17 protein-coding genes are annotated in these 17,717 nt (G+C 52.7%); 15 read left to right on the top strand and 2 right to left on the bottom strand.

The features are described from left to right. Positions 1–41 precede the first annotated feature (41 nt). The gene (gene wecB, locus NK662_RS03645; protein ID WP_254757528.1) at positions 42–1,160 is read left to right on the top strand and encodes a non-hydrolyzing UDP-N-acetylglucosamine 2-epimerase; all 1,119 of its coding nucleotides are present in this window, start codon (positions 42–44) and stop codon (positions 1,158–1,160) included. A gap of 128 nt (positions 1,161–1,288) precedes the next feature. Next, on the top strand, positions 1,289–2,350 hold the full coding sequence (locus tag NK662_RS03640) for a glycosyltransferase family 4 protein (protein ID WP_254757526.1): 1,062 nt from the start codon (positions 1,289–1,291) through the stop codon (positions 2,348–2,350). 50 nt (positions 2,351–2,400) lie between these two features. Here the strand turns inward: NK662_RS03640 and NK662_RS03635 are convergent, their stop codons facing one another. After that, a complete protein-coding gene (locus NK662_RS03635) occupies positions 2,401–3,390 on the bottom strand; it encodes an LCP family protein (RefSeq protein ID WP_254757523.1) in 990 nt (329 codons plus the stop codon). Positions 3,391–3,419: 29 nt separating this feature from the next. Next, the gene (locus NK662_RS03630) at positions 3,420–4,058 is read right to left on the bottom strand and encodes a YigZ family protein (protein WP_254757521.1); all 639 of its coding nucleotides are present in this window, start codon (positions 4,056–4,058) and stop codon (positions 3,420–3,422) included. Positions 4,059–4,319: 261 nt separating this feature from the next. Here NK662_RS03630 and NK662_RS03625 point away from each other — a divergent pair, with 261 nt between their 5' ends. The 13 genes from NK662_RS03625 to ftsX all read left to right on the top strand — a co-directional run bounded on the left by NK662_RS03625 (position 4,320) and on the right by ftsX (position 17,714). Next, entirely contained in the window at positions 4,320–5,162 is an 843-nt protein-coding gene (locus tag NK662_RS03625; RefSeq protein ID WP_254757519.1) for a DegV family protein, read from the top strand. A gap of 142 nt (positions 5,163–5,304) precedes the next feature. Further along, positions 5,305–5,622 carry a winged helix-turn-helix transcriptional regulator gene (locus NK662_RS03620; RefSeq protein WP_254757517.1) on the top strand — a complete coding sequence of 106 codons (318 nt, stop codon included), beginning with the start codon at positions 5,305–5,307 and terminating at the stop codon, positions 5,620–5,622. Positions 5,623–5,884: 262 nt separating this feature from the next. Further along, positions 5,885–7,027, top strand: a complete 1,143-nt coding sequence (locus NK662_RS03615) for a C40 family peptidase (protein ID WP_254757515.1) — start codon at positions 5,885–5,887, stop codon at positions 7,025–7,027. Positions 7,028–7,154: 127 nt separating this feature from the next. After that, positions 7,155–8,483: an ATP-dependent helicase ComFA gene (locus NK662_RS03610; RefSeq protein WP_254757513.1), complete on the top strand. Its 1,329-nt coding sequence runs from the start codon at positions 7,155–7,157 to the stop codon at positions 8,481–8,483. After that, complete coding sequence (locus NK662_RS23525) at positions 8,480–9,187, top strand: ComF family protein (RefSeq protein ID WP_254757511.1); 708 nt, start codon at positions 8,480–8,482, stop codon at positions 9,185–9,187. The genes NK662_RS03610 and NK662_RS23525 overlap by 4 nt, the downstream gene beginning before the upstream one ends. Positions 9,188–9,304: 117 nt before the next feature. After that, the gene (locus tag NK662_RS03600) at positions 9,305–9,502 is read left to right on the top strand and encodes a cold shock domain-containing protein (protein WP_254757509.1); all 198 of its coding nucleotides are present in this window, start codon (positions 9,305–9,307) and stop codon (positions 9,500–9,502) included. A gap of 254 nt (positions 9,503–9,756) precedes the next feature. Next, entirely contained in the window at positions 9,757–10,299 is a 543-nt protein-coding gene (gene hpf / locus NK662_RS03595; RefSeq protein WP_254757507.1) for a ribosome hibernation-promoting factor, HPF/YfiA family, read from the top strand. A 190-nt stretch (positions 10,300–10,489) separates the two neighbouring features. Then, entirely contained in the window at positions 10,490–12,997 is a 2,508-nt protein-coding gene (gene secA / locus NK662_RS03590; protein WP_254757505.1) for a preprotein translocase subunit SecA, read from the top strand. 88 nt (positions 12,998–13,085) lie between these two features. Next, positions 13,086–14,187, top strand: a protein-coding gene (gene prfB / locus NK662_RS03585) for a peptide chain release factor 2 (protein ID WP_254757503.1) whose coding sequence is annotated in 2 segments (ribosomal slippage) — positions 13,086–13,157 and positions 13,159–14,187 — 1,101 coding nt in all. Because the reading frame shifts where the segments join, the coding sequence is not laid out codon by codon here. Between the two features lie 387 nt (positions 14,188–14,574). Further along, entirely contained in the window at positions 14,575–15,444 is an 870-nt protein-coding gene (locus tag NK662_RS03580) for a YitT family protein (RefSeq protein WP_254757501.1), read from the top strand. Positions 15,445–15,517: 73 nt separating this feature from the next. Further along, entirely contained in the window at positions 15,518–15,871 is a 354-nt protein-coding gene (gene cccB / locus NK662_RS03575; protein WP_254757499.1) for a cytochrome c551, read from the top strand. A 273-nt stretch (positions 15,872–16,144) separates the two neighbouring features. Then, on the top strand, positions 16,145–16,831 hold the full coding sequence (gene ftsE, locus NK662_RS03570) for a cell division ATP-binding protein FtsE (RefSeq protein WP_254757497.1): 687 nt from the start codon (positions 16,145–16,147) through the stop codon (positions 16,829–16,831). Beyond that, positions 16,821–17,714 carry a permease-like cell division protein FtsX gene (gene ftsX, locus NK662_RS03565; RefSeq protein ID WP_254757495.1) on the top strand — a complete coding sequence of 298 codons (894 nt, stop codon included), beginning with the start codon at positions 16,821–16,823 and terminating at the stop codon, positions 17,712–17,714. The genes ftsE and ftsX overlap by 11 nt, the downstream gene beginning before the upstream one ends. Positions 17,715–17,717 lie beyond the last annotated feature (3 nt).

Raw genomic sequence — 17,717 nt, 5'->3', positions numbered from 1 at the left:
AAGTGCAAGATAAGGAAAACAACCGAAAAGGGGAAGCAGAAATGACTGAACGTATAAAAGTGATGACGATCTTCGGCACACGTCCGGAAGCAATCAAAATGGCGCCGCTCGTACTGGAGCTGCAGAAGCATCCGGAGCATATTCAATCTATCGTAACGGTTACGGCACAGCATCGGCAAATGCTTGATCAGGTGCTTGATATTTTCGGCATTACACCGGACTATGACCTGAATATTATGAAGGACCGCCAGACGCTGCTGGATATTACAACACGCGGCCTGGAAGGCCTGGATGGTGTCATGAAGGAAGCGGAGCCGGATATCGTGCTGGTGCATGGCGACACGACTACCACGTTCATTGCAAGCTTGGCAGCACTGTACAACCAAATTCCGATTGGCCACGTGGAAGCGGGTCTTCGCACCTGGAACAAGTACTCCCCGTTCCCGGAAGAGATGAACCGCCAGCTGACGGGGGTTATGGCAGACCTGCATTTCGCGCCGACATCCAAGTCCGCGGACAATCTGCGCAATGAAAATAAGAAGGAAGAAGCCATTTTCATCACGGGCAACACAGCGATTGATGCGTTGAAAACAACTGTAAAAGAAGAGTATGCGCATCCTGTGCTGGAGAAGGTGGGCAACAGCCGCCTCGTTCTGATGACAGCGCACCGCCGTGAGAACCTGGGTGAGCCAATGCGCAATATGTTCCGGGCCATCAAGCGTCTGGTTGATAAATATGAAGATATCCAAGTGGTGTATCCCGTGCATATGAACCCGGTTGTCCGGGAGATTGCCGGCGACATTTTAGGGGATGACAGCCGCATCCATCTGATTGAGCCGCTGGATGTTATCGATTTCCATAACTTTGCGTCCCGCTCCTATTTGATTTTGACAGATTCCGGTGGTGTGCAGGAAGAAGCACCGTCTCTTGGTGTGCCGGTGCTGGTGCTGCGCGACACGACTGAGCGTCCGGAAGGCATCGAAGCAGGCACCCTGAAGCTTGCCGGCACAGAAGAGGAAACCATCTTTGAACTGGCTGATGAGCTGCTGTCTGATCAGGAAGCGCATGCCCGCATGGCGCATGCGTCCAACCCATATGGCGATGGGCACGCATCTGAGCGCATTGTGCAGGCCATTTTGAAGCATTTCGGCCGTCAATAAAAAGAGAAGAGGGGGCTGATCCATTGAGATCAGCTCCTCTTTTTTGTGTGCGAAATGGCCGCGGAGAATAAAATCGGCGATCCTGCAGATACTAAGGTATCTATATGTTGGATAAAGTAGGTGTCCCGGTGAATAGTTTCCATTATATCCTGGCTTTCTTGGTTTGCTTCTTCACAGCGTTCTTCGCGACGCCGTTCATTATAAAATTGTCTTACCGGTTCGGGATTGTTGACCGGCCCGGCGGCAGAAAGGTGCACGCCCATGCCATGCCCCGTCTGGGCGGTTTGGCGATTGCTGCCGGAACAGCGGCAGGCATGCTGTTGTTTCCCTTTTCCTTTCCGGGCATCTCCGGCATCATGGCCGGCTCACTGGTCATTCTGCTTACCGGCTTGCTGGATGACATATACACACTGTCAGCCAAGCAAAAGCTTGCGGGCCAGGTTGTGGCAGCGCTGCTGCCGATCGCTTCAGGTGTTTCCATCAATAAGTTCATGCTCCCATTCTATGGCCAGATAGAGCTGAATGTAACCAGTTACATCATTACATTGCTCTGGATTCTGCTTGTCACCAACTCCATTAACCTGATTGATGGACTTGACGGACTGGCAGCAGGAGTCTCAACCATTGCCCTGGTGATCATGCTGTTTATTGCGGTCGCACAGCAGCAATATTTCTTAATTGGCTATATCGTGCTTTTGATTGGCAGCAGCACGGGTTTTCTCGTGTTCAATTTTCATCCGGCCAAGCTGTTCATGGGCGACATCGGCTCCCTGTTCCTGGGCTATTCCATTTCCCTCTTGTCCATTGTCGGCTTCTTTAAAGGAATCACCATTACAAGCGTGCTGATTCCCATCATCATTCTGGCCATTCCGCTGTCCGACACCTTCTTCGCAATTGTTCGCCGGCTGCTGAACAAGCAAAGCATTATGGCCCCGGATCGGTTCCACTTGCACCATTGCTTGCTGTATCTGGGCCTGAGCCACCGCAACGCTGTGCTGGTGCTGTACGGGGCGAGCCTGCTGTTTGGAATTTTTGCCTACTTCTTTCCCTATCACAATTACCGCTCGGCCATCGTACTGTTTCTCGTGTTCCTGTTTGTCTTGGAAGTCATGGCGGAGGTCATCGGGCTCATTGGGCGCAAGCGCAAGCCGGTGCTGACCTTTTTGAAAAAAGTGCGCACAAGGCTATGAAAAAAGAGCTTGGGAAATCCCAAGCCCTTGGAAGCAGGCAGCTTCGCTTTTTATGGCTTTGTTGCAGCGGCCTCCGGCATTTCCAGGGCGCTCCAAAGCTCATCGTGCACCTTCTTCTGGCTTTCGGCTGACGGCAGGAAGTAGAACAGTCCGCCAACCCGCTTGTCCTCGCCTTCCAGCGTGACCGTCTGCATGGCGGACGTATCCAAGCCGGACAGCTTATTGTACAGCGCCAAACCGTCAGTCAGCGGAATATCTGTTTTCACAGCATTTCCGACAGCCTTGGCAATTTTATTGATGCGCGGCACGACGGATGGGGAATTCATCTTATGCACGACGGCTGCCAGCACTTGCCGCTGCCGCTGCGTCCGGCCATGGTCTCCCAGCGGGTCCTGCTTGCGCATGCGCACATAAGCCAAGGCCTCTTCTCCGTTTAAAGTATGCCGTCCCTTCTTGAAGGAAATCATCTTGCCGTAATCGACATCGGAGTGCTCCTCAAAGTCAAACGGAATGTCTACTTCCACACCGCCAACTGCGTCCACAATCTGCTTGAAGCCCTCAAAGTCAAGCTTCACATAATGGTCCACCGGGACCTTCAGCAAATCCTCAACGGCATTGATGGTCATGCTCTCGCCCCCGATGGCATGGGCGGCATTGATTTTGCTGGCCTCCGTCCGTCCGGGCAGCATCACCCGTGTGTCCCGTGGAATGCTCAGCAGCTTGACCTGCTTGGTGGTTGGATTGATGACGGCAAACATAATGGAATCCGTCCGTCCCTTTTCTCCGCCCGCGTAGTTTTCAACACCCATAATGAGAACACTGAAGGGCTTTTTCGTAATTTCCACACTCTCCGTACGAAGCTTGGACTTCTCCCGCTGTGCCCCGCTGTAAATGTTGGTCAGCGAGGAGAGAAAATCGAAGGAGGTATAGGCTCCATAGCCGATGCCGCCAATCAGCAGCAGGAGGAGCGCGACCAGCAGCGTGCGTCGCCGGCGCCGTTTCATGAGGCGGCGGCGCTGAATATCATCATAACGACTCATACAAAATCTCCTTTACTCCCTAATCCGGCCTATTGCTGCACGCTTTGTTCCAGGTACAGCGTTTCGCCTTCGGCAATGGCGCAGCGTCCGTTCGTCAGTTCGACCATCCATTCAGTAAAGGCTGCCGTTTCCTGCTCTTCTACGTAGGTGTCCACCGTCACGTCCTCCAGGTAATGGATTTCTTTTACTGCGTAAGGCGAGGCTCTCAGCTCGTTCTCCAGCTTGCCGAGCAGGGTATATTCCACTTTCGTATGCATAACCCGCATCAGCTTGCGCTCCACCACGCCTGTGTGGTTTAAGCCCTCGCTTGTGCTTCTGCTGTAAGCGCGGATGAGGCCGCCTGCCCCGAGCTTAATGCCGCCGAAATAACGGGTTACGACAACGACTGTATCCTTCAAACCCCGTTTTTTCAGCACCTCCAGCATGGGGACGCCGGCTGTGCCGCTTGGTTCGCCGTCATCGTTTGCTTTTTGAATGTTGTCATGCTCTCCAATCAGATAGGCGGAGCAATTGTGAGTGGCATCCCAATGCTTCTTCTTGATGCCGGCAATAAACTGCTGTGCCTCTGCCTCCGTGGCGGCCCGGCTGACATAGCAGATGAAGCGGGATTTCTCAATTAAGATCTCATGCTCCCCGTATCCCTTTACAGTTCGGTATGATGCTAACAATGTATATACGCTCCTATCTTCTAGAATTACCCATATTGCTTATTCTAAAGCGAAAAAAGGGAGATTCAAACATTTTCTTGTATTTTATCATGGTTTTTGCCGGAGCACGCAGCAGGCGCCTTTCCGGCAGGGGGAAGAATATGATTGAAAATTGTATAAATATTTATTATAATTTTACATTTGTGTAATGGCAAGAGATAATGCACCTTTCCCTGTTATCGTGTACAATGGAGGAAAACTAAGCATAAGGATGGTACGGAGATGAGAACAGCAATCGTGACAGACAGCACGGCTTACATACCGGAGCATATAAGGGCTGAGCTCCACATTCATATGGTGCCGCTGAATGTAGTTTTCGGACAGGCATCCTATCAGGAGGAAGAAGAGCTGACAGCCGAGCAGTTCTATATCAAGGTGCGCGAGCAGGACGAGCTTCCGAAGACATCGCAGCCAGCCATCGGGCGATTTGTGGAGCTGTTTGAACAGCTTGGAGAAGAATATGATGCCATTATCAGCATCCACCTCTCAAGCGGCATCAGCGGCACCTATCAGACGGCGGCCACCGTTGCCGGCATGATCGAGAATACGAGGGTGTACGCATATGATTCTGAAATCAGCTGTGCCGTGCAAGGCTTCTACGTGATCGAAGCGGCGCGCATGGCGCTTGCAGGCAAGCCGGCAGAGGATATTCTCGCCCGTCTGGATGAGATGAAGCAGACCATGAAAGCTTACTTCGTGGTGGATGATCTCCATCATCTGCAGCGCGGCGGCCGCCTCAGCAGCGCCCAAGCCTTCCTTGGAAGCCTGCTGCAGGTGAAGCCGGTGCTGCACTTTGAAAATAAGGTGATTGTGCCGTTTGAAAAAATCCGCACCCGCAAGAAGGCGATGAAGCGGATTGTGGACCTGCTCGGTGAAGCGGCAGCGGACGGCGAGCCGATGGAAGCGGTGGTCATTCATGCCAACCGGGAAGCGGAAGCGGAGGAATGGCGGCAGGAGCTGCAGGCGCAATTTCCGCGAATCACCTTCCATACGGGGTACTTCGGCGCTGTCATTGGCACGCATTTGGGCGAGGGCGCGCTTGGCCTGGGCTGGTACAAACAATAATTCTGCACTTATCTATATCTTTTTCGAAGACTCTCTTTGGCGGGAGTCTTCTTATTTATGTGCTATATGGGCATACTGAACAGAGAGTCAATGCTTACTTTTTATAAGAGACTATTCTATAATGGAGATGAGGTGAGCAGGTATGCAGCAAAGTGAAGCATTATGTCCGAAATTTGAGTTTGCCTTTTCCATTCTCAGCAGAAAATGGACGGGGCTCATTATACAGACGCTGCTTCCGGGTCCGAAGCGGTTCCGGGAAATTGCCGATATGATTCCGAACATGAGCGACCGCATGCTGTCGGAACGGCTGAAGGAGCTTGAGGGCGAAGGGATTGTTATGCGTACGGTGTATCCGGACATTCCGGTGCGGATCGAGTATGCGTTGACCGAGAAAGGGAAGTCGCTCGAAAGCGTGATGCGTGAGGTTCAGAAGTGGGCGCAGCAATGGGTGGATTGTTAAGGAGCGCGGGAGGAGAGTCCTGCGCTCTTCTTTTTTGGGCTGATTGCAGCGGGAGTATACAAGTAACGACATAGATCCGTCCTCTTTTTGTCGAGAAACGGGAGAATTTCTCCCCTTTTCCTACACGGAGCTACAATAAGGCCGCGAAATCTTCAAAATATTACAAGCGCAATGTTACATTTGTTTTACAAGTCTGTAACATTCAAAAAAAACGTTGCAGATTATGGTATAAATGTAATTGTGAAAAGGAAGGTGTGAAATAATGATGAAACAGGTAAAAGCATTCTCCTGCGCCGTAGCAGCAGGGTTAATGATATTCTCCTCCATGGCACCTAGTACATATGCGGAAAAGAACTCCACTCAGCTGCAGGCTGAGAAAGATGACATACAGAAGCAAGTTGACGACTTGAAACAGACAGTGGCTGATGCGAAAGCAAAGGTTGTTGAAATGGATAAATCTATTCAAGAAAATGAGAAGAAGCGTGATGAGCTGAAAACGAACATCGCAGCTACTGATCAAAAGATTGCTGAACTGAACGCGAAGATTGAAGAGCTTGAGCAGCAAATTAAGAAGCGCGAATATGTAATTAAAAAGCGCTTGCAAACGCTGCAGTCACAGGAAAAGGAAAACATGGTGGCAGATTTGCTCATCAATGCGAAAAGCTTCGCGGATCTGTTGGACCGCATGAGCTCCATCGGCATGATTTTTGAATCCGATAAGAGCATTCTGGAAGCGCAGCAGCGTGACCAGGATGAAGTAGAGCGCCAGCGCGCCGAATTGGCAAAGAAAAATGCCGAACTGCACAAGCTGCTTGCTGAGCATGATAACATTCTTGCGGCATTGAGCGCAGAGCGTGAACAGCGCCAAAATCTAGTGGACCAGGCAGAAGAGAGCTTCCTCGCGAAGGTGTCCGAGCTGTCCTCTGTGGCAACGCAACTGAGCCAGCAGCGTGCACTTGAACGTGCTGCTCTTGCCGTACAGACTATGACTGACGGCGCGTCCACAGCCAAAACAACCGTTGCACCTAAACCGGTCAACATTCCAATGGGCACATCCACCGGCGGAAACGGAAGTGTGGTAAGCAAGGCACAGCAGTACCTGGGGGTTCCATATGTATGGGGCGGCGCTTCTCCAAGCGGCTTTGACTGCAGCGGATTCATCTCTTATGTATATGGTGTGGGCCGTCAAACGGCAGCAGGCTTCTACAGCTCTGCTGCAAAGGTAAGCAACCCGCAGCCGGGTGACCTTGTATTCTTTGCAGGCACATACAAAGCCGGAATCTCTCATATTGGCATCTATGTCGGCAACGGCATGATGATCCACGCAAGCGATGACGGCATCGCGTACGGCAACCTGAACAGCTCCTACAACCGCGCTCATTTCGCGGGATATGGCAGACTGTAAGTTTCATACAAGCAGAATACTAGAATCAAAGCCGATGGCTTGCGAGATCGACGCAGGTTATCGGCTTTTTATACGTTGTGCAAATGCCTCCTGCCCATGCTACACTGGCGGAAAAAGGAGGGAAGATATGCATAAGCTTGCCGGCAGACAATGGTTCCTGGACGAAGGGATTCCGGAAGAATTGAAGGACAAGGTTGTATTGGAGCAAGGACTTGCGGCCGCAGGAGCGGGTTGGCTGTGCAATCGCTGCGGCAACCAGAGCAAAAGCCGCTTTGCCTCTTTCCCATGTGCCCGCTGCGGCAAAACCTGCGCGTATTGCCGCCATTGCATCAGCATGGGGCGTGTCAGCGCATGCACCACATTGGTCCGCTGGAGCGGAGAAGAGGAAAGCTGCAGCAATCCCGGCACGCTTGTTTGGGAGGGCACTCTCTCGCCGGGCCAGAAGCTCGCCTCACAAGCTGTCGTGGAGGCTGTACAGCAAAGAACCTCTTGTCTCATTTGGGCTGTTTGCGGCGCAGGCAAAACCGAAATGCTGTTTGCCGGCATTGCCGCGGCCCTGCAGGGCGGCCAGCGCGTCTGCCTGGCAACGCCTCGCACGGATGTTGTTCTTGAACTGGCTCCCCGCCTGCGGGAAGTCTTTCCCCATACTCCCATTGCCGCCTTGTACGGCGGCACCCCGGACCATGATGCGGGGGCCCCTCTTGTTATTGCTACCACACATCAGCTGTTCCGCTACCACCGCGCGTTTGATACTGTCATTCTGGATGAAGCCGATGCTTTCCCTTATTCTGCGGATGCAACCTTAAGATTTGCTTTAGAGGGGGCCCGGCGGCGGCAGTCCGCCATGGTGTACCTGACAGCCACCCCCAATGAGGAATGGAAGCGGGAGGTGAAACGCGGCAAGCGCAAAGCCGTCATCATTCCAGCGCGCTACCACCGCCATCCGCTTCCTGTGCCGTCCTTTGCCTGGTGCGGGGACTGGCAGCGGCTTGTCAAGAAGGGGAGGCTGCCGGCCCGTGTGCTCCGTTGGGCTGCCGGGCATTTGCAGGCCAAGCGTCCCGTGTTCCTGTTTGTGCCGCATATCCGCTATGTGGAGCTGGCCACGGCCATTTTGCAGCGGCTGGATGAACGCATCGCGGGCGTGCATGCGGAGGATGCACAACGAAAGGAAAAGGTGGCGGCCTTCAGACGGGGCGACATTCCCCTGCTTGTGACCACCACCATTCTGGAGCGCGGTGTGACAGTGCCGAATGTACAGGTGGCGGTGATGGGGGCGGAAGACCGCTTGTTCACCGAAAGCGCCCTTGTGCAAATTGCCGGGCGGGCCGGAAGAAATGCCAAGTTCCCGGCTGGGGATGTTGTATTCTTTCATTTTGGCAAAACAGAAGCGCAGGAAGCCGCCAAGCGCCACATTGCGGGGATGAACAGACAGGCGAAGGAGATGGGGCTGCTGTGAAGGAATGCTTGCTCTGCTTGTCGCCCTTGTCATCCCAAACGGGCTGGCTGCCGCTGCTGCGGGGCGGTTCGTGCACCGTGCTTTGTACGGAGTGTAAGTCCAAGCTCCGGCGGCTTTCTGGACAATTGTGCGCCTGCTGCGGCCGGGACATGCAGAGTCTGCCGGCTGAGTATAAGCGGGAGAACCGCTGTATGGATTGTGTGCGCTGGGAGGAAGGGGAGCTGGGGAGCGTCCTGCAGCGAAACTGTTCGCTGTATGAGTATGATGAGTGGATGAAGGAGGTAGTGGCCCGTTTTAAATTCCGGGGTGATGCCGTACTGGCGGAAATCTTCCAGGAGGAGCTGCTCAGCTGCTTCCGGTCCCATTTTTCCCGCAGCACCGCGGTGCTGCCGGTGCCGCTCAGCGGGGAGCGCTTGCGGGAACGCGGCTTTAATCAGGCGGCCCTTCTGGCGGCGCGGCTGCCGGTGCCGCAGCTGGCTGCCGTCGTCCGCGCCCACACGGAAAAGCAAAGCAAGAAATCGCGGCTGGAGCGGCTGCAGGGTGCTTCTCCCTTCCGCTTGGAGGGAAGCCGCGACTTTGGGGGGGAGCATATTCTGCTGGTGGATGACATATACACGACGGGAACAACCCTGCGGCAGCTTGCCGCTTTGCTGCGGGAGCACGGCGCAGCCTCGGTCCAATCCCTGACACTGTGTCGAAGCTGACTGTCGAAGCTGCGCGGAAAAAGAGGATGAAGGCATTTTGACTTGCCCTGCATCATCCTGTATAGTAAAAATATGGGTTGTCCCATACAGTTTAAGATTGAAAGGAATGGAATGAACATGCAAGGAAAAGTAAAATGGTTTAACTCAGAAAAAGGCTTCGGATTCATTGAGCGCGAAGAAGGGGACGATGTATTCGTACATTTTTCTGCTATTCAGCATGAAGGCTACAAGTCATTGGATGAAGGCCAAGAGGTGGAGTTCGACATCGTGGAAGGAACACGCGGACCTCAGGCTGCTAACGTACGCAAGCTGTAATTCAGCCGACACAAGCTGCACCGCCCGGATTGGGCGGTTTTCTTTTTGTCCCCCTTATTGTAATAAATTATTCATATTTCTCCCAGTTTGTACGTGAAAGAAAAGGATATAATAATAGTGTAAATACGACTCCCTTTCATCATCAGCAGCACACGCTCCAGGATGCCCGGCCAGTTTTTTTTCAAGAGGCCGGAAGGGATATTCGACACCTGCGTCGAATACAGTATACATAGCTTGAAAGGAGGAGTTCATCTATGAAATTCAACATTCGCGGTGAGAACATTGAGGTAACTCCAGCATTGGGAGAATATGTGGAGAAGAAGCTCAGCAAGCTGGAGCGCTACTTTGACACCTTCCCGGAAGTGAAAGTCAACCTGAAGGTATATGCTGACAACCAGCGCGTGGAGGTTAATATCCCATTCCGGGACTTCATGCTCCGCGCCGAGGAAACAAACACAGACATGTACGCAGCTATCGATCTTGTTGTTGATAAATTAGAGCGGCAAATCCGCAAGCATAAAACAAAAGTGAACCGCAAGATCCGTGAGAAAGGATCTGCGAAAATGATGTTCGCTGCGCCGGAAGCGCCGGTCGCGGTGGAGGAGCACGATGAGGACGAAATCGAGCTTGTGCGCACAAAGCGCTTCGATCTGAAGCCGATGGATATCGAGGAAGCGGTTCTGCAAATGAACATGCTCGGCCACAACTTCTTCGTTTTCACCAACTCCGCAACAAATGAAACAAATGTCGTATACTCCCGCAAGGATGGCACATACGGCTTAATTGAAGCGAAGTAAGCAAAGAGCGCGGCCCCCGGGGCTGCGCTCTTTCTGATTGCATTGTTGTCACATCTGCCCGGAAAGTGTTACAATTATAATTAAGTCTATTCGGCTTGTCCCATTCTTTCTATGAGAAAAAAGATGCAATATCTTTTCATATATGGACACACAGCATTCCTACACTTACGTAAAAGAGGAGCGGTATTTCATGATAGGCATTCTTAAAAAGGTGTTTGATCCAAATCAGCGCCAGCTGAACCGCATGCAGAAGCTGGTTGAACAGGTGGAAGCATACGGCCCGCAATTCGAGAAGCTGACGGATGAGCAGCTGCAGGCGAAAACACCGGAATTCAAGGAGCGCCTGGCAAAAGGGGAGGCTCTGGACAGCCTGCTGCCCGAGGCGTTTGCGGTTGTGCGCGAGGCATCCACGCGCGTGCTTGGCATGCGCCCGTACCCGGTCCAGATCATGGGCGGCATTTCCCTGCATGAGGGCAACATCTCTGAAATGAAGACAGGGGAAGGGAAAACCCTCACATCCACGATGCCGGTGTACTTGAACGCGCTGACTGGAAAAGGCGTCCACGTTGTGACGGTCAACGAATACTTGGCGCAGCGTGACGCGCATGAAATGGGCCAGCTGCACGAATTTCTCGGGCTGACAGTCGGCTTGAACCTGAACTCCATGTCCCGCGAAGAAAAGCAGGAAGCATATGCGGCTGATATTACGTACAGCACAAACAACGAACTGGGCTTCGACTATTTGCGTGACAACATGGTGCTTTACAAGGAGCAGCGCGTACAGCGCCCGCTGCACTATGCGGTAATCGACGAAGTGGACTCCATTTTGGTTGACGAAGCGCGTACGCCGCTGATCATCTCCGGACAAGCAGAGAAGTCCACTGAATTGTACGTATTTGCCAATGCATTCGTGCGTACGCTGCGCAAGGATACAGATTTCACCTATGATGAAAAAACGAAAAATGTGCTGCTGACGGAAGAAGGGATGACAAGAGCGGAGAAAGCATTCCGCATTGAAAACCTGTTTGACCTGAAGCATGTGACATTGCTGCATCACTTGAACCAGGCGCTGCGCGCCCATGTGGTCATGCACCGTGATACGGACTACGTGGTACAGGAAGGCGAAATTGTCATCGTAGACCAGTTCACAGGCCGTTTGATGAAGGGCCGCCGCTACAGCGAAGGCCTGCACCAGGCGATTGAAGCAAAAGAAGGCGTGGAAATTCAAAATGAAAGCATGACGCTGGCGACAATCACGTTCCAGAACTACTTCCGCATGTACGAAAAGCTGTCCGGTATGACAGGTACAGCGAAGACAGAGGAAGAGGAGTTCCGCAACATTTACAACATGAACGTGCTGGTCATTCCGACAAACCGCCCGATTCAGCGTAACGACCGCCCTGACCTGATCTTCAAGACAATGGAAGGCAAGTTCAATGCGGTTGTGCAGGAAATCGTGGAACGCCATAAGAACGGCCAGCCAGTTCTTGTCGGCACGGTTGCGATTGAAACCTCCGAGCTGATTTCCAACATGCTGATGCGCAAAGGCGTCAAGCATGACGTATTGAACGCGAAGAACCACGCGCGCGAGGCGGACATTATCGCAAATGCCGGCCAAAAAGGCTCTGTCACCATCGCAACCAACATGGCGGGCCGCGGTACAGACATTAAGCTGGGAGAAGGTGTCCGTGAAATCGGCGGTCTGGCGGTAATCGGCACAGAGCGCCATGAAAGCCGCCGGATCGACAACCAGCTGCGCGGCCGTTCCGGTCGTCAGGGCGATCCGGGTGTGACACAGTTCTATCTGTCCATGGAGGATGAGCTGATGCGCCGCTTCGGCTCTGACAACATGAAAGCGATGATGGACCGTCTCGGCATGGATGACTCCCAGCCGATTGAGAGCAAGATGGTATCCCGTGCGGTTGAATCCGCGCAAAAGCGCGTAGAGGGCAACAACTTCGATGCGCGTAAGCAATTGCTGCAGTACGACGATGTTCTGCGCCAGCAGCGCGAGGTCATCTATAAGCAGCGCCAGGATGTGCTGGAATCCGAAAACCTGCGTGAAATTGTAGAGGGCATGATGCTTGGTACGGTGCAGCGCGCTGTGGCAGCCCACACGGCTGATGAACTGGAAGAAGACTGGAACATCCGGGCGCTCATCGACTATCTGGAGGCAAACCTTATCCATGAGGGTGCGGTGACAGAGGAAGAGCTGCGCCGCCTGGCTCCGGAGGAAATCGTTGAGCTGGTGATGGAGAAGGTCAAGCAGCGCTACGACGAGAAGGAAGAAGCACTGCCTTACGACCAGATGCGCGAATTTGAAAAGGTGGTTGTACTGCGTGCGGTTGACTCCAAGTGGATGGACCACATTGATGCCATGGATCACCTCCGCGAGGGAATCCATCTGCGTGCATACGGCCAAATTGACCCGCTGCGCGAGTATCAGATGGAAGGCTTTGCGATGTTTGAGGCGATGATCTCTTCCATTGAAGAAGAGGTATCCCGCTACATCATGAACGCCCAGATCGAAAGCAACCTGGAGCGCCAAGAGGTGGCGCGCGGCCAGGCGGTGAACCCGAAGGAAGAGGGCGACGTCAAGAAGAAGCCTGCAGCCAAAGGCGACCAAATCGGCCGGAACGACCCATGCCCATGCGGCAGCGGCAAAAAGTATAAAAGCTGCCATGGCGTTGGAAAATAAATGATAATACAATAAAACGAAGAGACTCTCCCGGCTGTCTTGGACGGGGGAGTTTCCCTTGTTGCATATATGAGTAGGAGTGAAGGAAATGGAATTGACAGAGATTCGACAAGAGTTAGAGAAAATGGCTAAGCGATTAGCGGACTTCAGGGGGTCTCTTTGACCTCGGTAATAAGCAATCCCGCATTACTGAGCTAGAAGAGACCATGCTGGACCCGACATTCTGGGATGACCAGAAGGCGGCCCAGGTTGTCATCAATGAAGTCAACGCACTGAAAGAGCAGGTGGTAAAGTTCCAGGATATGCATGACAGCTACGAGAACCTGGAGCTGACGCATGAGCTGCTGAAGGAAGAGTACGACGAGGACATGAAGAATGAGCTGGAGCTGGAAGTCAAGGCGCTGACCCAGCAAATGAACGAATATGAGCTGCAGCAGCTGCTGAACGAGCCATATGACAAAAACAATGCCATCCTTGAATTGCATCCGGGCGCCGGCGGAACTGAGTCCCAGGACTGGGGTTCCCAGCTGCTGCGCATGTATACACGCTGGGCTGAAAAGCGCGGCTTCAAGGTGGAAACACTGGATTACCTGCCGGGCGATGAAGCGGGCATCAAGAGCGTCACGCTGGCGATTAAGGGCCACAATGCTTACGGCTACCTGAAAGCGGAAAAGGGCGTACACCGTCTTGTCCGTATTTCGCCGTTTGACTCTTCGGGCCGCCGCCATACGTCCTTCGTATCCTGTGAGGTCATGCCGGAGTTCGACGACACGATTGAAATCGAAATCCGCACAGAAGACTTGAAAATTGACACCTACCGTGCGAGCGGCGCCGGCGGCCAGCACATCAACACGACGGACTCCGCTGTCCGGATTACGCACGTTCCGACGAACACGGTTGTAACCTGCCAGACGGAGCGCTCCCAGATCAAAAACCGTGAGCGCGCGATGAACATGCTGAAGGCGAAGCTGTACCAGAAGAAGCTGGATGAGCAGCAGGCCGAGCTGGATGAAATCCGCGGCGAGCAGAAGGAAATCGGCTGGGGCAGCCAAATCCGCTCCTACGTATTCCACCCGTACTCCATGGTCAAAGACCATCGTACCAACACAGAGGTGGGCAACGTGCAGGCGGTCATGGACGGCGACATCGATGTCTTCATCGACGCCTACCTGCGATCTAAGATGGCCTAAGAAAAAGCGGAGGGGACTCGCTCGGCTTCCTGGCAGGAAGCCAGTCCCCGTAGCTAGACATAAAGAAAAGCGAAGCCGGCCAAGAGCCGGCCGCCAAAAAGCTCAAGAAAAAAGCCGGCTCTTGGCCGGCTTTTATTACAAAGAGGAATGCTTGGAAGGAACTTGCTCTTATATCTCTGGAGGAGAACAGGGGAGAGAAGTTGCGTGGGGCAGCTTCTCTTTTTTTGTGGAAGTGCTGCTTTTATCATAGCAAGGTACACACCTGCTGTAAAAAGCCGGAAAATAACAAGCACCCGGCTGCTTTTTCGTAAAAGACAAGGCTATCTCTTGATTTTGGGGAAGGCTAAATAGAAAAAGAGAGAATGGGATGATTCGGGAGGATGTCGTATGGCAAGAAAACGGGAAGCAAGCCGTCTGAGGCAAACACCCCTTGATTTTGTGTTGGAGTACTTATACATTTTAATCGGCTCAGCCATTATTGCATTGGCCTTCAATGTGTTTTTGCTGCCGAATAAAGTCGCTTCGGGCGGAGTCAGCGGGATCAGTACCATTTTGTTTACAACGCTTGGCTGGGAGCCGGCCTATGTCCAATGGGCATTCAATATTCCGCTTTTCATTGCGGGCGTGGTCCTGCTTGGCCGCCAGTTTGGCGCGAAGACACTGGTTGGCACAATCTTTCTGCCGTTCGTGGTGTATTTGTCCAAGGATTTGCCGCCGGCCACAATAAATCCGCTGTTGGGTGCGCTGTTTGGAGGCATTTCGGTTGGGTTGGGCCTTGGAATTGTATTCCGCGGCAAGGCCTCCACCGGCGGGACAGACCTGGCTGCGCAAATTGTTCATAAATATACGGGGCTGTCTCTTGGGCTGTGTGTAGCACTCATTGATGGCATGATTGTGCTGGCATCGGCCATCGTGTTCAGCTTGGAGAGCGGGATGTACGCACTCATTTCCCTGTATGTCACCAGCAAAACCATTGACCTCGTGCAGGTCGGCCTTTCGCGCTCCAAAATGGCCTTTATCATCACCAATCAGGAAGAGGAAGTGCGCAATGGCATCCTGTTTGAGATTGACCGGGGTGTGACGCGTCTGCCGGGACGGGGCGGTTTTACGAATGATGACCGGCCGGTGCTGATGTGTGTGATCCAGCAAAATGAGTTCACAAAATTGAAACAACTGGTCAGAGCCCTTGATCCTGCTGCATTTGTCATTGTGACCGATGCATCTGAGGTGCTTGGGGAAGGCTTTAAGCGCGCTTAATCTTTTTCAAATGTGAGTAAAGTGTCTATAATGAAATTGTGGTATGTAAACATTTCCAAGAGGGGGCATAGGCATGAACAAAAAGTTTCTTGTAGTGGCACTCGGCGCTGTCCTGACGCTCGGACTCGGCGCGTGCGGCAGCAGCGATAAGAGCACCTCTTCCTCATCCGGCGGCAGCGGATCTTCCGCTTCCACCCAAACGGCAAGCGCCGGAGATGCAGATAAGGTGTTTAAGCAAAATTGCGCCAGCTGCCACGGCGAAAACCTGCAGGGCGCTGTTGGTCCAAACCTGACCAAGGTTGGCAGCAAGTATACTGCAGATGAAATCAAGAACATTATTACAAACGGACGCGGCGCGATGCCGAAGGGAATCATCCAAGGCGGCGATGTGGATAAAGTGGCGTCCTGGCTGGCTGAAAAGAAGTAAGAGACAAGGAAGAGGTGACGCAACGCAGGCGGCCGCCTCTTTTTATTTTGCAAAAAGCGCTTCTGGGGAGCCGGAACCTCCCTTCGGATGGCTAAGCGGGCTGCTTTCGCTTTTCTTGTAACATAAATGTAACAGAAATGTATCTAAAGTTGAAAAATAATGATGTTACAATGAAGAACGTAGCTGGAAATGAAGCGTAGAATTTTGGGGAAATTATTTATATATTCGCACAATATGTCGAACGAAAAATATATGATACTTAGGTGATCCGTAATGATAACAATGACGAATGTGTACAAGACGTACCCGAACGGCGCCAAGGCCGTGAATGGGATTTCCGTCACCATCAAGCAGGGCGAGTTTGTTTATGTCGTCGGTCCGAGCGGTGCGGGAAAATCAACCTTCATCAAAATGATGTACCGGGAGCAGAAGCCGACTTCCGGCTCCATCCGTGTGAACGGCATGCAGCTGGAGACGATGCAGGAGCGGGATATTCCATATTTCCGCCGTCGCATTGGCGTTATTTTCCAAGATTTTAAGTTGCTTCCAAAGCTGACAGTGTATGAAAATGTGGCGTTCGCACTGGAGGTAATCGGGGAAGAGAAGAGCGCCATCCGCCAGAAGGTGGCAGAGGTATTGAAGCTTGTCCGCCTGTCCCACAAGACAGATGCGCTGCCAAACCAATTGTCCGGCGGCGAGCAGCAGCGTGTGGCCATTGCGCGTGCCATCGTGAACAAGCCGCAGGTTGTCATCGCGGACGAGCCGACAGGAAACCTGGATATCAATACATCCTGGGAGATTATGGAGATTTTTAAAGAAATCAATAAGCAGGGCACAACCATTATTATGGCAACGCACAATGCAGATATCGTAAACACATTCCGCAACCGCGTGCTGGCCATTGAAGGCGGTAAGATTGTGCGCGATGAGATTGAGGGAGGGTATGGATATGACAGCTAAAGTCCTCGGTCGCCATGTGCGGGAAGGCCTGAAAAATCTGGCACGCAATGGCTGGATGACGTTTGCCTCTGTAAGTGCGGTCACCATCACGCTTTTGCTGGTCGGTGTGTTCTTGACCGTCATCCTGAATATGAACCACTTTACGGCGAAGGTAGAGAATGATGTGGAAATCCGGGTGCATGTGGACCCGGCAGCAAGCAAGGATGACCAGGAAAAGCTCCGTGCGCAGCTGGGGTCTATCAGCCAAGTCGATTCCGTGAAGTTTTCCTCCAAAGAGGAAGAGCTGAAGCGAGTCATTAAGAGCTTTGGCGAGAGCGGCAAATCCTTTGAATTGTTTGAGCAGGATAATCCGCTGAAGGACGTATTTGTTGTCAAAACAAAGGAGCCGCGCGATACGATTTCCGTTGCTCACAAAATTGAAAAGATGCAGTATGTAAGCCTCGTCCAGTACGGCAAGGGCCAGGTGGAAAAGCTGTTTAACGCAATTGGCTGGATCCGCTACATCGGCGGCGGCTTGATTCTTGGGTTGCTGTTCACGGCAATGTTCCTGATTTCCAATACGATCAAGATCACCATTTATGCCCGCCGGACGGAAATTCAGATTATGAAGCTTGTCGGCGCGACCAACTGGTTCATCCGCTGGCCGTTCCTGCTTGAGGGCTTCTTCCTCGGTGTGCTTGGTTCCATTGTGCCGATTATCCTGACAATGGCATCGTATGGCTTTATCTATGATATCCTGACAGGAAAGCTGGAGGGCACCGTGCTGGAAATGCTGCCGTTCAACCCGTACATGTGGTACATTGCGCTGCTGCTGGCTGGGATCGGCGCCATCATGGGTATGCTGGGCAGTGTCATGTCCATCCGGAAATTCCTGCGCATTTAAAAC

Source organism: Ectobacillus ponti, assembly GCF_024294785.1.
Classification (GTDB): Bacteria; Bacillota; Bacilli; order Bacillales; family Bacillaceae_G; genus Ectobacillus; species Ectobacillus ponti.
The sequence above is the reverse complement of the archived record's forward strand: the minus strand, read 5'-3'. Positions and strand labels throughout refer to the sequence as shown.

Coding starts and splice junctions, on each gene's coding strand:
- ftsE (WP_254757497.1), top strand. CDS start 16,145: ATGATAACAATGACGAATGTGTACAAGACGTACCCGAACGGCGCCAAG.
- ftsX (WP_254757495.1), top strand. CDS start 16,821: ATGACAGCTAAAGTCCTCGGTCGCCATGTGCGGGAAGGCCTGAAAAAT.
- NK662_RS03580 (WP_254757501.1), top strand. CDS start 14,575: ATGGCAAGAAAACGGGAAGCAAGCCGTCTGAGGCAAACACCCCTTGAT.
- NK662_RS03635 (WP_254757523.1), bottom strand. CDS start 3,390: ATGAGTCGTTATGATGATATTCAGCGCCGCCGCCTCATGAAACGGCGC.
- NK662_RS03620 (WP_254757517.1), top strand. CDS start 5,305: ATGCAGCAAAGTGAAGCATTATGTCCGAAATTTGAGTTTGCCTTTTCC.
- wecB (WP_254757528.1), top strand. CDS start 42: ATGACTGAACGTATAAAAGTGATGACGATCTTCGGCACACGTCCGGAA.
- secA (WP_254757505.1), top strand. CDS start 10,490: ATGATAGGCATTCTTAAAAAGGTGTTTGATCCAAATCAGCGCCAGCTG.
- cccB (WP_254757499.1), top strand. CDS start 15,518: ATGAACAAAAAGTTTCTTGTAGTGGCACTCGGCGCTGTCCTGACGCTC.
- NK662_RS03600 (WP_254757509.1), top strand. CDS start 9,305: ATGCAAGGAAAAGTAAAATGGTTTAACTCAGAAAAAGGCTTCGGATTC.
- NK662_RS03615 (WP_254757515.1), top strand. CDS start 5,885: ATGATGAAACAGGTAAAAGCATTCTCCTGCGCCGTAGCAGCAGGGTTA.
- NK662_RS03625 (WP_254757519.1), top strand. CDS start 4,320: ATGAGAACAGCAATCGTGACAGACAGCACGGCTTACATACCGGAGCAT.
- hpf (WP_254757507.1), top strand. CDS start 9,757: ATGAAATTCAACATTCGCGGTGAGAACATTGAGGTAACTCCAGCATTG.
- NK662_RS03610 (WP_254757513.1), top strand. CDS start 7,155: ATGCATAAGCTTGCCGGCAGACAATGGTTCCTGGACGAAGGGATTCCG.